General features: G+C 42.5%; 10 protein-coding genes. 4 read left to right on the forward strand and 6 right to left on the reverse strand.

The window, feature by feature from the left end; translation table 11 throughout:
• The first annotated feature begins 111 nt into the window (after positions 1-111).
• The 4 genes from EHS15_RS15365 (at position 112) to EHS15_RS15380 (ending at position 9,253) form a co-directional block, all read left to right on the forward strand.
• The gene (locus EHS15_RS15365; RefSeq protein WP_135761428.1) at positions 112-6,372 is read left to right on the forward strand and encodes a LamG-like jellyroll fold domain-containing protein; all 6,261 of its coding nucleotides are present in this window, start codon (positions 112-114) and stop codon (positions 6,370-6,372) included.
• Entirely contained in the window at positions 6,365-7,630 is a 1,266-nt protein-coding gene (locus tag EHS15_RS15370) for an NTP/NDP exchange transporter (protein ID WP_135761429.1), read from the forward strand. The genes EHS15_RS15365 and EHS15_RS15370 overlap by 8 nt, the downstream gene beginning before the upstream one ends.
• 11 nt (positions 7,631-7,641) lie before the next feature.
• The gene (locus EHS15_RS15375) at positions 7,642-8,580 is read left to right on the forward strand and encodes an aldo/keto reductase (protein WP_135761430.1); all 939 of its coding nucleotides are present in this window, start codon (positions 7,642-7,644) and stop codon (positions 8,578-8,580) included.
• Positions 8,581-8,740: 160 nt separating this feature from the next.
• The gene (locus EHS15_RS15380; protein WP_135761431.1) at positions 8,741-9,253 is read left to right on the forward strand and encodes a VOC family protein; all 513 of its coding nucleotides are present in this window, start codon (positions 8,741-8,743) and stop codon (positions 9,251-9,253) included.
• Positions 9,254-9,265: 12 nt separating this feature from the next.
• Here EHS15_RS15380 and EHS15_RS15385 read toward each other — a convergent pair whose 3' ends face one another.
• The 6 genes from EHS15_RS15385 to EHS15_RS15410 form a co-directional block, all read right to left on the reverse strand.
• A complete protein-coding gene (locus EHS15_RS15385) occupies positions 9,266-9,640 on the reverse strand; it encodes a lysozyme inhibitor LprI family protein (protein ID WP_135761432.1) in 375 nt (124 codons plus the stop codon).
• 41 nt (positions 9,641-9,681) lie between these two features.
• A complete protein-coding gene (locus EHS15_RS15390; protein WP_135761433.1) occupies positions 9,682-10,350 on the reverse strand; it encodes an NAD-dependent epimerase/dehydratase family protein in 669 nt (222 codons plus the stop codon).
• 21 nt (positions 10,351-10,371) lie between these two features.
• Positions 10,372-11,502: an MBL fold metallo-hydrolase gene (locus tag EHS15_RS15395; protein ID WP_135761434.1), complete on the reverse strand. Its 1,131-nt coding sequence runs from the start codon at positions 11,500-11,502 to the stop codon at positions 10,372-10,374.
• Positions 11,499-12,104: a TetR/AcrR family transcriptional regulator gene (locus EHS15_RS15400; RefSeq protein ID WP_135761435.1), complete on the reverse strand. Its 606-nt coding sequence runs from the start codon at positions 12,102-12,104 to the stop codon at positions 11,499-11,501. The genes EHS15_RS15395 and EHS15_RS15400 overlap by 4 nt, the downstream gene beginning before the upstream one ends.
• A 68-nt stretch (positions 12,105-12,172) precedes the next feature.
• On the reverse strand, positions 12,173-12,835 hold the full coding sequence (locus EHS15_RS15405) for a response regulator (protein WP_135761436.1): 663 nt from the start codon (positions 12,833-12,835) through the stop codon (positions 12,173-12,175).
• 30 nt (positions 12,836-12,865) lie between these two features.
• On the reverse strand, positions 12,866-15,994 hold the full coding sequence (locus EHS15_RS15410) for a hybrid sensor histidine kinase/response regulator (protein ID WP_135761437.1): 3,129 nt from the start codon (positions 15,992-15,994) through the stop codon (positions 12,866-12,868).
• Positions 15,995-16,075: the final 81 nt, after the last annotated feature.

A 16,075-nucleotide genomic window follows, 5' to 3' on the forward strand; every position in this document is an offset into this window, starting at 1 on the left:
CGAGTAGGTAGTTACATTTTGTAATATTTTCCGCCTAATGAAATTTTTTATTTCCAAGGGCGGAGGCTGTGTCTTCATTGCTTAGGCTTGCAGTCAAAAAAGGGATTTCCAATGATGAAACGTTTCCTTTTGTTTGGTTTCCTTGCCGCAGCTTTCTCAAACTGCAGTTTTCCTTCCCTAGAACGTTCCCTTTTGGAAAGCCTAGGATTTACCCGTTTTTTACTCTCCACTACAACCCGCTATTTTTTAGGGGGAACCATCTCCGGCCTGGATTCTGGTAAAAAAATCGTCTTACTCAATTCAGGTGAAGAACTTACGATCAGTTCGAACGGAAATTTTTTATTTCGTTCCACTTACAAAAAGGACGACGCTTTCGAAGTTACGATTAAGGAACAACCTGTTGGCCAAACCTGCAGAGTGGAAGGATCCAAAGGTACTTTTCTTTCCGATGTCACTACGGTAACAGTGATTTGTGGAGTCAGTCAGTATACGGTTACCGGTACGGTGACAGGTCTTGCAGGATCCAATCTTCAAGTAACGGCCGTTTATTCAAACGGAGACACGGAGACAAGACCCGTTTCCTCTTTAGGCAGTTACAGTCTCTCTAAACCTCAAGTCGCGGGAATCACATACACCTTAAGCGTCTTTTCCCAGCCTGTTTCTCCTACGCAAGTGTGTTCGATCACTCCCACTTCGGGAACATTTCCTCAAAATGCATCTCCTATCGCCAATATCAATTGCGTCACTAACACTTATATTATGAGGGTTTCCGTCACTGGATTGTCAGGCGGAGGACTTGTAGTCATCAATCAAAACTCGGAAACCATTCCGATCGGATCGGACGGATCGTATGATTTCCCCACTCAAGTAGCGAGCGGATCCAGTTACAGTTTGTCCGTACAGACACAACCTAGCTCTGGGACTTGCGCTCCTTTTCTCAGCACTGGTACCGTGGGAGGAACCATTCTCAATCTTCCTATCACGTGCAACAACACTCAATTTTTATTGGGAGGAACCATTACTGGGCTGACTTCTTCCGGTTTGGTTTTAAGGGATCAAATTTCCGGAGACACCGTTACGATCGCTTCCGGAGCAACTAACTTTAATTTTCCGAATACGGTTACAAGCGGTTCTAATTATAATGTGACTGTAGACACTCAGCCTTCAGGGGGAATCGTTTGTGCAATTTCATCCGGCTCAGGTTCCGGTGTCAGCGGACATATCAATTCGATCTCAGTCAACTGTGCTTCCCAGTCCCCCACACCTACAGTAAGTGTGGCGACCGGCCCTGCCAATGTGGTTACCATCACTGCTCCGATTACGAATACGATTTGTTATACGACAAACGGCTCGGCTCCTAGTTGCGATGCATCTCCCTCAACAGGAGCCTGTGGAGGAGGTACTACGAACGGTTCCGCTGGAGGTTCCACCAGTTTAGTGCTCAATGCGACTGCGAATGTTCGAGCGGTTAGCTGTAAGTCCGGCTTCATTCCTTCCACTGAAGCGGCGACTGTTTCCACATTCACAGGAACGGTGAATACGGTCGGTTTTTCTCCTACAGGTGCAGGCCCTTTTTATAACGATGTTACCGTCACTTTATCTTCAGCAAATGCATCTCATATCTATTATACGACAGACAATACAACGCCCAGTTGCCAGGCGGATGGTTCCGAAGTTTTATATGCAAGCGGTGTGACTGTCACCCAAAACAGCGCCACTCCCATCCGCGCCATCGGATGTGGAAACCTTTTGACTTCTTCTACTCCTTCCTCAGACACCTATTCCAGTCTGCAGGTAGCTTCCGTTTCCATGACTCCTGCGGCATCTTCCTTATATTCGGGAGATAACATTGCTTTTTCAACCACCACTACAAGCGCTTGGTTTTGTTCTTCCACCGCAACCACCCCCGTATGCGGAGGATCAGTAAATACTTGTTCTACTGGAAATCCAGGATCTTCCTATTCTTACGCAGGAGGAAATATCAGTCTGAGAGCTGTAGGATGTAAGATAGGATACACTTCGTCCGGTCAAACAACTCAGAACTATACTCCTCAAACGCATAATATCGGAGGTACGGTCACCGGCCTTCCTGCAAGTTTCGGGTTGGGAACTTTCGTTTTGCAGTTGAATGGAAGTATAGACCTTACCATCGCCGCAGGTTCTGCCAGTTTTACTTTCGGCACAGGAGTGGGCTCCGGGGCGACCTATAACGTTCAAGTTCTTTCCTATCCTCAAAATCCTTGGTATGATTGTTCTGTTACGAATGGAAGCGGAACAGTCGCTACTGCGGACATCAGCAATGTAGCGGTCAACTGCTCTCCTCGTAAATTCAACTTGGTTAGTACGGGAAATGCTTCCGGGATGAACTCCGGAGAAACGATTGGCATTTCACTTGCCTACGGAGGAAACCCTTCTTCCTCCTATACGATCGCATACGACGGGACACCGAATGCTAGTTTGCCGATCAATCTCGATTCAGGAACCAATTACCAGATAGAAATCACTTCTCATCCCCCTGGAAAAGTTTGTTCCATTGCAGGGATCAGTTATGGAGACGATTCTCCCGGCCAATCCGGTTACCCTCCTTATAATACGAATGTACCTCTTAGTTTTGTCTGTCATTCCGGGCAGATCGTAAACGGAACTCAGTTTTTTCCGGGAGTGCTTCCTCCGATTCGTTACAATACAAACCAGGGTTTGGTGACACTCGGTGCAGGAAATAACTCAGGATATGCCAACGGAACGGGAGCGGCAGCCTTGTTCCAAAATCCGAACGGAATCACATTCGACGGAACTAATTTATTCGTAACGGACAAAGGAAACCATCTGATCCGAAGAATTAATCCGAGCACAGGTGCGGTCACTCTTCTTGCCGGAACATTGCTAGCAGGGATTCCCACTTCCGGCTGTGCGGATGCATCCGTTGGAACAGGTGTAGGTTTATATTCTCCCTCCGGGATCGTAAGCGACGGAACCAATCTTTACGTCTCCGAATCGGCGGGGAATAGAATCCGTAAAATCATAATTAGTTCGGGACGTTCCTTTACCTTGGCAGGAGGAGACGGAAGCAGCACATGTTCCACTGCATCTCCTTCCGGTTATGTGGACAATGTGAACCCAAAACTAGCCCAGTTCAACTCACCTTCCGGGCTGGCATTGATCGGTTCCAATTTGTACATTGCGGACACAGGGAACGGTAAAGTTAGAAAACTGAATTTAGTTACCGGGGAGGTTTCTACTTTCACTGCCTCCACTTTCACAGCACCGGTTGCTTTGGCTTCCGACGGAACCTATCTGTACGTAGGCGAAACAAATGCGGTGCAGCAAGTCAATTTAGGGACATCAGCAGTGAATCCGATTTTATCCTCAGCAGGAGGATCGATCGCAAACGGATACGGCTCTAACGCCCAAATTACAGGATTGGGTGCTCTTTTCTTCGACAATGAAAATTCGGTTTACATCACGAACTCGAACGGATCCAACCAAGCCCTGAACACTCTCAGAAGAGTGAGTAAAAGCAAAAACTTCTGGGATACGATTGCAGGAGGGAATACCATAGAAAATTTGGGATCGAACGGGTCTTATGCGGGATTTCAATCAATTCTTCAGGGAATCGCTACGGATGGAAGAAGGATATTTTTAGCGGACAATCTAAACCAAAAGATCAAAAAAGTTGAGGAAAAAGGACTTGTCGCCTACTGGCCGCTCAATGGACATCCGACTCTCCCCGCAAACTCAGCGATCAATTCCACTTTCAATGATTATAACAGTAATAATGCGTCTCAAAATAATTTAACTTCAACTACAGGAGTCCTTTTCGATACGGCAAGAAACGGAGCCGCCAATGGAAGTTTGAGTTTTGACGGAACCAACGCATTGACATCCGCTACGAGCACAGGACTTCCTACAGGAACAGGCCCCCGCTCTTTATGTGCCTGGATCAAACACAATCTCCCGATAAACAGCGGTTTCCGAATGATTGCAGTGATGGGCCAGGCAAGTTTCTCCAACCAATTCGGCTTAGGTTTGGAAAGAACTGCTGCTGGGGAAACGTTGATTTCTTTGGTAGGATACAGCAACGATCTGATCGTATCTCAAAGATTACTTCCGGGGAACTGGAATCATCTTTGCGGAACGTTCGAAAACACTACCGCAAAACTTTATTTAAACGGAAAAATAATCGGTTATACGACAAAAAGCTGGAATCTGATCGCTTCTACGATCCAAATAGGAACTCAAGCAGGAAATGTACAACAATTTATAGGCTCCATTGCTGATGTTCGAGTTTATAACAGAACTTTGAACGACTCTGAAATCAATATGCTTGCCGATTCCGACGGAGAATTAGGACTTGTTTCCCATCATAAGCTCACATCCACGACTCTCGTTCCTGATTACGGCCCGAATAATTTTATAGCGAACTCGGCGGGAGCAGGAACCAGATCCCTCGGTTTAAGTAGAAACGGAAATGCGAACGGCTCCGTACGATTTGAACAATCGACCAGTGTTCTTTTGACTACGGGCGGTGGAAGCATGCTTTTGGGAATTCCGGACGGAAACTCTCCTAGAACCGTTTGCGGCTGGGTGCATCTTTCCCAAATAGACACAACGTTTCGTTATTTCACAAGTTACGGAAACTTTGCTGCCAATGAACTTTTCGGAATCGGGATCGGTACCGTGGCAGGCACGACAAGAATCAGAGTTTCCACTCAAGGAACAAACGATGATTTTGCGGCCAACATTCCTCTGAATACTTGGAGCCATATCTGTGTTTCCCATGACGGATCACAATTGACCGCTTATTTTAACGGCACACAAGCAGGAACTCCTGTGGCCAAAACATTAAGTACAAATTGTTCTCATGCGAACTCGAGGATTGCGCTCGGAAACTTTACATCTAACGAAGGTTTAGTAGGAAAACTCAACGAACTGCAGATATACAATCATGCTTTGAATGCGGATCAAATTGCAAAATTATCCGCGCAGATCCCGGAAGGGCTTGTGGCACATTACAGTTTGAACGGAGACACGAAAGAACATACAGGTTTCGGAGATACGCTGGCGACAGTGAACGGGACGGTCAACTTCGTCTCGGACAGGTTCGGAAATGCAAATCGTGCCGCAGGTTTTGGGGGAAGTTCCACTCTAAGCGGATCTTCCTACAACCACCTACCTTACCAAACCATGGATAGAAGTATTTGCGCTTGGATTAGAAACACTTCCCGGCCATCTTTCAACGTCCAGACAGTTTTCGGATACGGCGGTTCCGACTTTTTCCATTTTGAACTGACCAATACGGCAGGAACCAATTATATTACGAACAATTCCCAAGGGGTGAGTTCCAACACAACATTCAGACTGCCGATGTATTCCTGGAATCATGTATGCGAAGTCTCGATCTCTAACGGAACAGGAGTTAGACATTATATCAACGGCGCCATGATGGGTTCTTATGCGGTTACACAAGGAACCACCCCGACTAACGGAGTTTTCATAGGATCCAAAATTTCAGGGGGATATCCGAACGGTTTTATAGGAGATGTGGACGAAGTATTGGTTTATAACAGAACACTCTCCCCTACGGAAATACAAGCGTTAGCCGGACCACATCCGTACCAATTCGGTGGAGCTTATGCATCCGGCACCGGTTTTGCCACTTTGAGATTTTTTCTGGATGCTACTGCAACTACAACCACTCATTTATCAAGTGTCGCTAACCTGGAAGATGCCAGCGGAAGCAATCAGGATATGAATGCACCTGCGGGTTTCGAACCGATTTTCGAATCCAATGGAGTCAATGGAAAACCGGGATTGGATTTTACAAATAGATATTTCGAGAACGCGGTTTGTATTCCGTCTTTCAACACGAACCAAGGATCTTACTTCGGAGCGATGAACCATTCCGTTACCGGGGGTGGTTTCAAAGGACTCTTCCATCATGGGAATCGACTGCTGTATATGACGGGAGGCCCTACAAATAACTTTACCGCTTTTCAGGAATCTCCCGGACTCAATGGACCTGCGGTCGCCAGTTCGAATAATTATATTTTGTTAGGTTCCGGTTTTTCAAATATGATCTTTGCACTCAGTCACGGAGGAGGAAGCACAGGAATCGTTAGTAAAGATGGAATCGACAGAACCCAATCCGTAACACCTACAGGAACCGCTTATTCTTGCATAGCCTCGTTCACAGTAGGAACCACAACCTATGCGCAAGTGGGAAATTCTCTTGCAGGTCGATTGGGGAATCTTATTTTCTATAATACCGGGATCGACAATACTACCCCGGCTACGAACTATACCGATTATGAAAAAATACAATGTTATCTTTCCGCCAAATATGGATTACCCGTAGGCGGAATTTGTGAATAAATTATTTCAATTTCGTCAGAAAGAACTTCCGGTTTTTCTTTACTCCTCCTTTTCTTTTTTCTTTATACTTTGTTCTTATTATATACTCAGACCGATTCGGGACGAACTGGGAATTCAAACGGGAACGAATACTCTTCCTTGGCTTTTCAGTGCGACTCTGATTGCCATCATCCTTTTGAATTTCCCCTTTTCTTGGCTGACTCAAAAATTAGGAAGAAGATCTCTCCTTCGTTTTTTATTCCGTTTTTTTACCATCAATCTAATTCTATTCGCAGTCTGTTTCCGCTCTTTTCCCGATTTTGTCTGGACTGGCAGAATTTTCTTCGTATGGGTTTCCGTCTTCAATCTGTTTGTCGTTTCCATATTCTGGGTTTTGTTAGTTGACCTCTTCAAAGAAGAGGAAGGAAAAAGACTTTTCGGAATGATCTCTGCGGGAGGTTCCTTAGGAGCGATCGCAGGTTCATTGATTGCGGTTTTTACTGCGGAACATCTCCCCCACTATGCAATGATCCTCATCTCCGCATTCTTTCTGGAAGCGGCCACTCAAACAGGATTCCGAATGTACGATACGGATTTCGGACAGGGAGTATCCTCGGGAGAATTGGATCAAACGGTGCTGGATAACGGCTCTTTATTTTCAGGACTCAAAGGTTTGTTCCAGTCCCCTTATCTTTTGAATTCTGCAGCCTATATCTTCATTTATACGATCACTTCCTCATTTTTATATTTTCAGCAGATTAGTATATTCGAAACAGCATTTTCCTCTTCGGGGGAAAGAACGGCTGTACTTGCTAAAATGGATCTCACGGTCAACGCTGCGACTCTCTTCCTGCAAGTGTTTTTAACTGCAAGAATCATCCATTGGATCGGGGTCACTGGGTCACTCATAGTACTGCCTTTTTTAGGTCTTTTGGGTTTCGGTTTTCTCAGTTTTTATCCTTCCGTCATCTTCCTTATTTGTTTTCAAATTCTAAGACGAATCTGCCAGTTCGCTTTTGCCAAACCCACAAGAGAAATATTATTTACTTTGGTTTCGAAAGAGGATAAATTCAAAGCGAAGAACTTTATGGACACTGCTCTCTACCGACTTGGGGATCAATGCGGTGCCTGGATGCAAACCCTATTCGGATGGATCGGAATGAACTCCATGCAAATTTCCATGTTAGGTGTTTTTGTATCCGCACTTTGGTTGTGGAACTCCGTCTGGCTGGGGAAAAAGGAAAAAGTTCTTTCTTCAGAATATAAGGAAGAACCATAGGGAGGTGGACTATGCTCCTTTCCAGAAAACGATTTTTATGGGGAAGTCTGATGATTCCTTTACTGAGTCGAAATATTCTTCCTTCTCCTTCTTCGGAAAATAAACCAAGTATGACTGGATCCAAACAATTTTTAGCGAAAATTATTTCAGGAGGAGAGTCCGTCCCCAGAATCGGACTCGGCACCTATCAAACATTTGATGCAATAGGAAGAGAAGATAGAATCCAAGAACTGGAAAAAGTTATGCTTCGCTTTTACGAATGGGGAGGGAGGATGGTAGATTCTTCCCCTATGTACGGAAGTTCGGAAGAAGTTTTGGGGAATGTATCCCAAACATTGGGAATCAATTCTCAATTATTTTTAGCTACCAAGGTTTGGATTCGAGGAAAAAAGGAAGGGGAAAACCAAATGACCTCCTCTTTATCCAAAATGAAACGTAAACATCTGGAACTGATGCAAATCCACAATTTGGTGGACTGGAAGACACAACTAACTACTATTAAAGATTGGAAAGAAAAAGGAAAAATCAAGTATATAGGAATCACCCATTACACTCCTTCCGCTTTCCCTGAATTGGAAGCGGTTCTCAAATCCGAAAAAATCGATTTTCTGCAAATTCCTTATTCCATTTCGGAAACGGAAGCTGACAATCGTTTGATTCCGATAGCATACGATAAAGGTGTCACTGTCATAGCCAACGAACCTTTCGACAAAGGAAATTTATTCCGAAAAACGAAAGGAAAACATCTGCCCGAATTCGCAAAAGAAATAGGAATCAATACCTGGGCGGAATATTTTTTAAAATTCATCTTAGCTTCAGAAAAGGTTCAGTTTGTGATTCCTGCCACAAGTAAACTCTCCCATTTGGAAGAGAATATGCAGGCGGGTTTAGGAAATTTACCGAATGCAAAAGAAAGAGAAAGGATGAAAAAAGAATTTTCTTCTTTTTAACATTCACTTACTTGAACCAGGTGAGGAACATTCCTTATATTAAATTAAATGACAAATTAAAAATCTTTTCTGTTGCAATTTAATGAGAATGAATTAGAAACAATCATCCTCACTATTTCTAAAACCAAATCATAAATCTGTCCGAATACAGGAGAAGAACATGGCCGCACCAAAGAAAAAAAGCAGTGTAAAAAAAACTAAATCTAAGACTAAAAAAATTAAGATCTCAAGTTCCCCCACTCACAGCATCACACCTTTTCTTATGTTCAATGCAAACACAGATGAAGCTGCGAAATTCTATGTATCGATTTTTAAAAAATCCAAAATTCTTGTCTCTAACTCTATGAGGACAGACTTCATTCTAAATGGTCAGAAATTTTCCTCTTACAACGGCGGACCTGAGTTTCAATTCAGTTGGGGTGTCTCATTTATGATCAGCGTAGAAACGCAAAAAGAAGTCGATTATTACTGGAATGCTCTTCTTGCTGGAGGTGGGAAAGAGGCCATGTGCGGCTGGCTTCAGGATAAGTATGGAATGTGGTGGCAGGTGACTCCTAAAATTCTATTGCAGCTTATATCCCATAAAGACCCTGAAAAGGCGGAACGTGCAACGCAAGCCATGTTAAAGATGCAAAAAATTGACATTGCTGCACTTAAGGCAGCAGTCGCTTAAAAAGATTGTTTTTTATTCGAGTTTGCTAGGTTGGCACCCGGTGCTTTTGCATTCTCTGATTCTGGAATTGAGAAAATTCGTTCGATCGACGGTTTTGTTAGTAGCGCATAACATGTTTACGAAAAAACCTCTTTCGTCCTTCCAGCTGCATTCGTTGTTTCTTGTTTGGATCCAGGAAAGCTGAAACTGTTTCAATTTCTTTTTCGCTTCCCCGTCCAAAGAGGAATTCAATTTTTTATATGCTTCATTCAGATCTTTGTCCGCTTGAAGATAAACTTTATTTAGACAATACAATCCGTCGAAATCGTCTTTCGGATGGTCACAATTGTCTGCGGAGAGGTAAGAGTAGAATCCTAGTAAAAGAGAAATGGCAAAAAATTTCTTCATAGTCCCATATCTTTCCTGACTGCAAAAGAGAGTCAAACCAATCAGGAACCGGCCAGAACTTTTATATCTTTCACTTCCACGATCTTTTTAGGATAACCTTGTAACGTCGCACGAATCATCGCAATTCCCACTTCCTCCAAACTGGATACAAAGCCAGGGAAAATTCCCTTCAAAAAAGGATACGTCCAAGAAATGTATTTATAATACTTTAAAGTATTTTTCAGGCCTTTCGTAGGTTGCATATACCCCGGACGGAAAGCGAATACCTGTGCCAAAGGTAGTTTCATAAGATCATTTTCCGTTTTGCCCTTCACTCTCGCCCACATTACGGAACCTTTTTCAGTGCTGTCTGTGCCGGAACCGGACACATAACAAAACGTTGTCTCCTGATTGAGTTCGGAAAGAATTTTTGCAAAATCCAAAGTGATTCTATGAGAAAGATCGAAATACTGTTCTTCCGTAAGTCCGATGGAAGAAACTCCCAAACAAAAATAACAGGCGTTGTATCCCTTTAAATTTTCCCGAAGAGAAGAAATGTCTTTAAAATCGGGAATTAAAATTTCTTTCAATTTCGGATGAGTGGTTCCGCAGTGTTTTCTTCCTACAACTAATACGGATTCGACGGAATCGGATTTCAAACATTCATGAAGAACCCCTTCTCCTACCATTCCGCTGGCTCCGGTAATGATCGCTCTAATTTTACCTTTCATATTACTTTCTCCTATTTCTGATCAATCGATTTGAGTGGAACGGATCGGATTGTCTTTACCTCGAACCCAAGGAACTTCCGGCCACCATTTGGTTCCTGTTTCATTTAATTCAGGTTCAATGGACTGCCCCGGACGAGGAGTCAAAACCTTCACGTTCATCTCTTTCGCTTTTTCAAGCACCCTTTCCACCGGTTCTGTCCAGCCATGATAAGCAAGACCGAATAAACCCCAATGAACAGGAAACATCTTTTTTCCATTCACCCAAGTATGAGCGATCACCGCCTGCTCCGGACCGATATGCCAATCTTTCCAGGATTCATGATACTGGCCCACCTCGATCAAAGTCAGATCGAAGGGACCGTATTTAGAACCGATCTCCTTCATTGCGGGAAAAAGGCCAGTATCACCGGAATAATAAAATCGATGTTTTGTGCCCAGAACGGCATAACCCGCCCAAAGATGTTCGTCTTTATCTGTTAAGGTTCTTCCTGATGCATGTCTGGCAGGAGTGCAAACGATCTCAAAGTCGTTCGTTTTGAAATTTTCCCACCAATCCAATTCGATGATATTCTCATTTGGAATTCCCCAATCCTCCAAATGACTTCCAACAGCCAAAGGAACGACGAATCTGACTCCCTTTTTACCCAAAGCGATCACAGTATCGTAATCCAAGTGATCATAATGATTATGAGAGATTAGAACGAAATCGACACGAGGAAGTTCTTCCAAAGATAAGGGAGGATCATACCATCTTTTTGGTCCGATCCAACTGATCGGAGAAGTTCTGTTCGACCATACGGGATCAATGAGAAGATTGTATCCGTCCATTTCCACCAAACTCGAAGAATGCCCGAACCAAGTCACACGAAGACCGGAGGGAGGTTTTTTAAAAAACAAACTTGCATCTGATTTGGGAATCACCAAATCAGAATTTGGTGTAACATAATCGCTTTGACGAAACATTCCGATCAACATCTGCCATATATCATTTTGGAGAGGTTGAGGGTTTACGAAAGATCCTTCTTTCCAATTAGGTGAGTGATGGATTCTATTTTCTCTTTCCGTTTCGGAATCGGACAAGCAGCTTCCGGAAACAAACAAAAACAATAAAATCAAAGCAGAAATAAAAATTCGTTTTTTAAATCGGATCATGCTTTTTGTCTCCTGGCAGGCTTACATATAATATTGACAGAATTGGCAAAACGTTCTCTGAAATCTTCTTTGGACTTGGCAATATATTTCAGACCTTTGGAAACTGCGTATAAATTTTCCAACAGTTGTTTTACTGAAATTTGATTGGATTTGTAGTATGATTTGAGATAAGAGGAATCGATCGTTTCTCCTACTGAATTTTGAAACAAAACTTCGTAGTCTTCTATCATGTTTCCTACCAAAGTTCTGCCCGCCTCAGCTAAATCACCGGAACCTTCCCCCATAACACCGATAAAACGCCCCATCCACTCTTCGAAACCGTTCACAAGCCTGTCTTGGATGTCGTAGTTTTTGTCGGAAAGTTTTGCTTTTGCGGAGGAAAGTGAAGTTTCCAAAAGATAGGATACCGAGGCTTTAAAAAGGTCTTCTTTTGCGGAAAAATAAAGATACAAACCTTGTCTGGAAATCCCCGCTGCGCGGGCGATATCGTCCATAGAAGTCTTTCTAAAGCCGTATCTTAGAAAAACAGAAATGGAATTTTCCAGGATATCTGTTTTACGTTTGTCCTGACCGGAAGAAGGATCAATCTCGGGGTTTGCCATTTAGACAAACCTGACAATAAAGACAAATATTGTCAAGTAAGATCAAAATGTAAAAAACGATTCAATCCTTAGTTTTTTGTCTCCGGGGCAAAGGGATTTACCAGACCGATATCGTTCGCCTTTTTAATCAGCTCCGCTCGATTGTGCACATTGAGTTTACGGTAAATATTTTTCACATGATGCTGAATCGTATATTTACTCACTCCCAAAAACTCCGCCACTCGATTGATCGTTTTTCCCATCACCATTTGGTCTAAAATTTGATTTTCCTTTTCAGTAAGTCGAACCGCATTCGGACTGGATTTTTGTTTGAAATGATTGAACACTCTAAAGGCGATCGTGGGAGTGATGATCGCTCCCCCTCGGAGAATCGTATCGATCACTTCGGAAATATCTTTCAATTCGGACTTCAGAATGTAACCGATCGCTCCGTTACGAAGAGAATTATAGATCAATTCGTCAGAGTTCATATTACTAAGCATGATTTTACCGATCAAAGGGTCTCTCTCAGAGATTTTACCTGCAAGATCCACTCCGTTCATTCCCGGAAGCATAATGTCCAAAAAAAGAATATCTAAAGAACGTCCTTTATCGTCCTTCCAATAAGCTTCTGCGGATTCCCATTGCAGCACCGATTCGATATTAGGTGTTGATTCAAGGATTTTAAGGATTTGTTCTCGGAAGTTTTCGTCGTTCTCAACAATGCCTATTTTTGTCTTTTTAGTTTCCATGTTCGTTTCCATATTTATATACTCTTTTCCCTATTCCGTCAAAAAATGATCGAGTCCTAATTTCAGATTGATATGATAGATGTTTTCCTCCAAAAGAAGTTCCGTTTTGCCGCCTAGTTTCGCAGTTCGATAAACAATGTTTTCCGTTCCCCTGCCTGTACGGTGTTTTTGAAGTTTATAGTCGGATCCCGATTTCATATCCATCACTATATTTGAATTATCTAACAAAAAATTCCATCGGGAGATTCCCTTCCCGTATTTGAGATCGTTACTAGTGATTTCATTTACGATGCTGTACAATTCGATCATGCTGTTTTCATTTCGATTGGAATCGAAAAACTGAACCAATTTTTCATCCGTTTGAAAGTCCAAATCCCTTTCCGCCCCCGAGTAACGTCTAAGTAGAACCAAATTGATTCCTTTGATGAAATTTTCGGAAAGGAGTCCTAAGTCTTCGATTTTAAGCATCTGATCCCGTAAGATCTGAATAGAAGAATTAACGTTTGTTACTATTTTTTCATAAAGACCGGAATCGTGAACTTCTTTAGAAGCAAGTTCTTCCGACAAAAACTTCAAATCGATAAGTTTGGCGCCTAGATGATCATGAAGATCCAAATTGATTTTTTGGCGGACATGATTGACAGCGATTCTTTTTTCGCTTTCCATCTGCTGTTTGTGTTTATAGTCCCAAACCATTCTTAATATATGATTCACCCTCAACATCAACTGTTCATAGTCGAAAGGTTTCAAAAGATAATCGTTGGCTCCCGCATTGATCGCAGCCATCAAATCCTTGTCTTGATTTTTTGCGGTCAACATAAGTATGGGAAGTTCAAGCGCACTGTAATCTTTTCGAATTTCCTTGGCCACTTCCAAACCGGACATACGAGGCATCATCATGTCCAGAATGACCGCATGAAACATCTGGTCTGATTTTAAGATCGATATCGCCTGTGGTCCATTAGATGAAGTTACGCAGTCTATATTTTTCAATCTAAGATAATTTTTGATTACTTGAAGGTTGATCGGTTCGTCGTCAACGACAAGGATTCTTCCTTCGAAGCGACTCTCTCCGTTTTTCTGGGAAAATTCCAAATCGGAAACTTCGGAGCGAACCAATTCATTTGCCACCATCCATTCCTTAGGCGCTTCTAAGAAAGGATCTTCTTTTTTATAGGGAGCTAGAGGGATCGTGAAATAAAACCTGGCACCTTCTCCCCATTGCGATTCCACTCCGATCTTTCCTCCATGAAGAGAAACAAGTGCCTTTGCGATGGAAAGTCCTAGTCCGGTTCCCCCACTGTTTCTGGAATCTCCACTGTCGGCTTGTTCGAAGAACTCGAAAATCTTATGATGGTCTTTTTCTTCGATTCCAATGCCAGTATCTTTCACACTGATTTCAGCCATACCCGCTGCGATCAATTTTGCACTGAGTTCTATGCTACCTTTTTCAGTGAACTTAATCGCATTGCCGACCAGGTTTTGCAAGATCTGCTGTAGACGGTTTTCATCCGCTAGCAGGTACGGAAAATCGGAAGGAATTAGATTTACGATTTTGATTTGATCCAAATTAACATTCACTTGGTTGAATTCCAAAATGAAGTTAGCCGATTGAAATAGATCCACGGGAATTTTTTTCAGAATCAAGTCACTGTGTTTGAACTTGGAAAAGTCCAGAATATCATTCACCAAACTGGAAAGCCTTTGCCCGCTTGCAGTGATCATTGTCAATTGATCTTCCACAAAACCGGAAAGAGGGCCTCCGACTCCTCTTCTCAAGGAATCTGCAATTCCTATGATCCCTTGTAGAGGAGTTTTCAATTCATGGGAAGTTTTGGCTAAAAATTCATCTTTCAGTTTGTCCAAAGAAATCAAACGTTCGTTCGACTTTTGCATATCCTCACTCAGTTTTTTCGCCAAAAAATAGGAACTGGAGAATTGTTTGGAGATGATAAAGGCTTGTGCCAAAAAGAAAAAGGAAATGCCGTATGATATAAAATATGCAGAATTAATCATCATATTCGCATATAGTAAATCATTTATAACAATAAGACAAAGAAGTAGACAGATAAGAAGACCGATCCAAGCGCCCACCCTTTTGTTTTTAAGAGCTTGGATCAAAACATACACGATATAAATGCATTCTAAAAAGACGGCAATACTGAAAGCGGGAAGAGTTCTGGAGAATACGAATAGATCCGTAAATAAAATGACTCCGGACAAAGCCAAAAAACAAACGGACAACAGTAAAATAATTTTTTTACTGAATTCATCAGGAAACATGGAACGGATAAAAAACGCCAAAATCAAGGCACCTAAATAAACGGAAAGTAATTCCAATCGATAACTGAGAATGAAATCGAAGTCAGGAAGCAGAGTGAATAAAAACCTTTCCCCCGTAAGTATGATCCGAACGATGGCAACGATCCCGATCAGTGCGAAGTAAAAATGAGAAGTTTCCCTCTTAAGAAGAATGAATAAACTGATGTGATACAAAACTCCGATAAAGAGACCTCCCGTGATGAATAGATCCAGCCAAATCGTACGTTCTCTTAGATAGATAAGATCTTTATGAGTGCCTAGAAGCACCTTAGCCCAAACACCTCCTTTGGAATGGGAGAAGTTAGTGACCTCGATAACGATTTCATTCGTTTTTTCCAAACGAACGGGAATGCTGACTCTAGGACGATACAGAGGAAAACTTGTTTCTGAGGTTCTTCCTACGACTCCGCTCGACAATAACAACTCCCCATTGAGATATAAATTGTAGGAAGTGGATGCTTCCAACATCTTTACCGCCATACCTTCGATAGGTTCTTCCAAAAGAACTTTCATTCTATAAGTCGCATAACCGAAACTAGGCAGTTCTTTACCGTCTACCGTATAACGATTCCATGCATCCGGAACATATTCGAATTGAGGAGCGAAATTCGGATCGTTTTTCAGATCGGAAGCCAGTTTTTCCCAATAAAATTCCCAGTCCCCATCCAAACTGAGAAAACCGTTTTCTTCGAAATCATGGCCGGAGCCTAAAGACAAAACGCCTTTTTCCACCAAAGGGGAACGTTCCGGGAGAACGAAGAGATTGCAATGTACCAAGCAGGAAAAAAGGAAAAGGATCCAGAATCGGGTAGTCAGATGATTTAGGATTCTTTGCATTCCAAAGAATGTCTTAATTTGGGAAAGCAAATCGGGAAACAATTTTACAGATTTTATTGAATAATTCGGCAGGAAGTAAAC

Source organism: Leptospira idonii (assembly GCF_004770995.1).
GTDB lineage: Bacteria > Spirochaetota > Leptospiria > Leptospirales > Leptospiraceae > Leptospira_A > Leptospira_A idonii.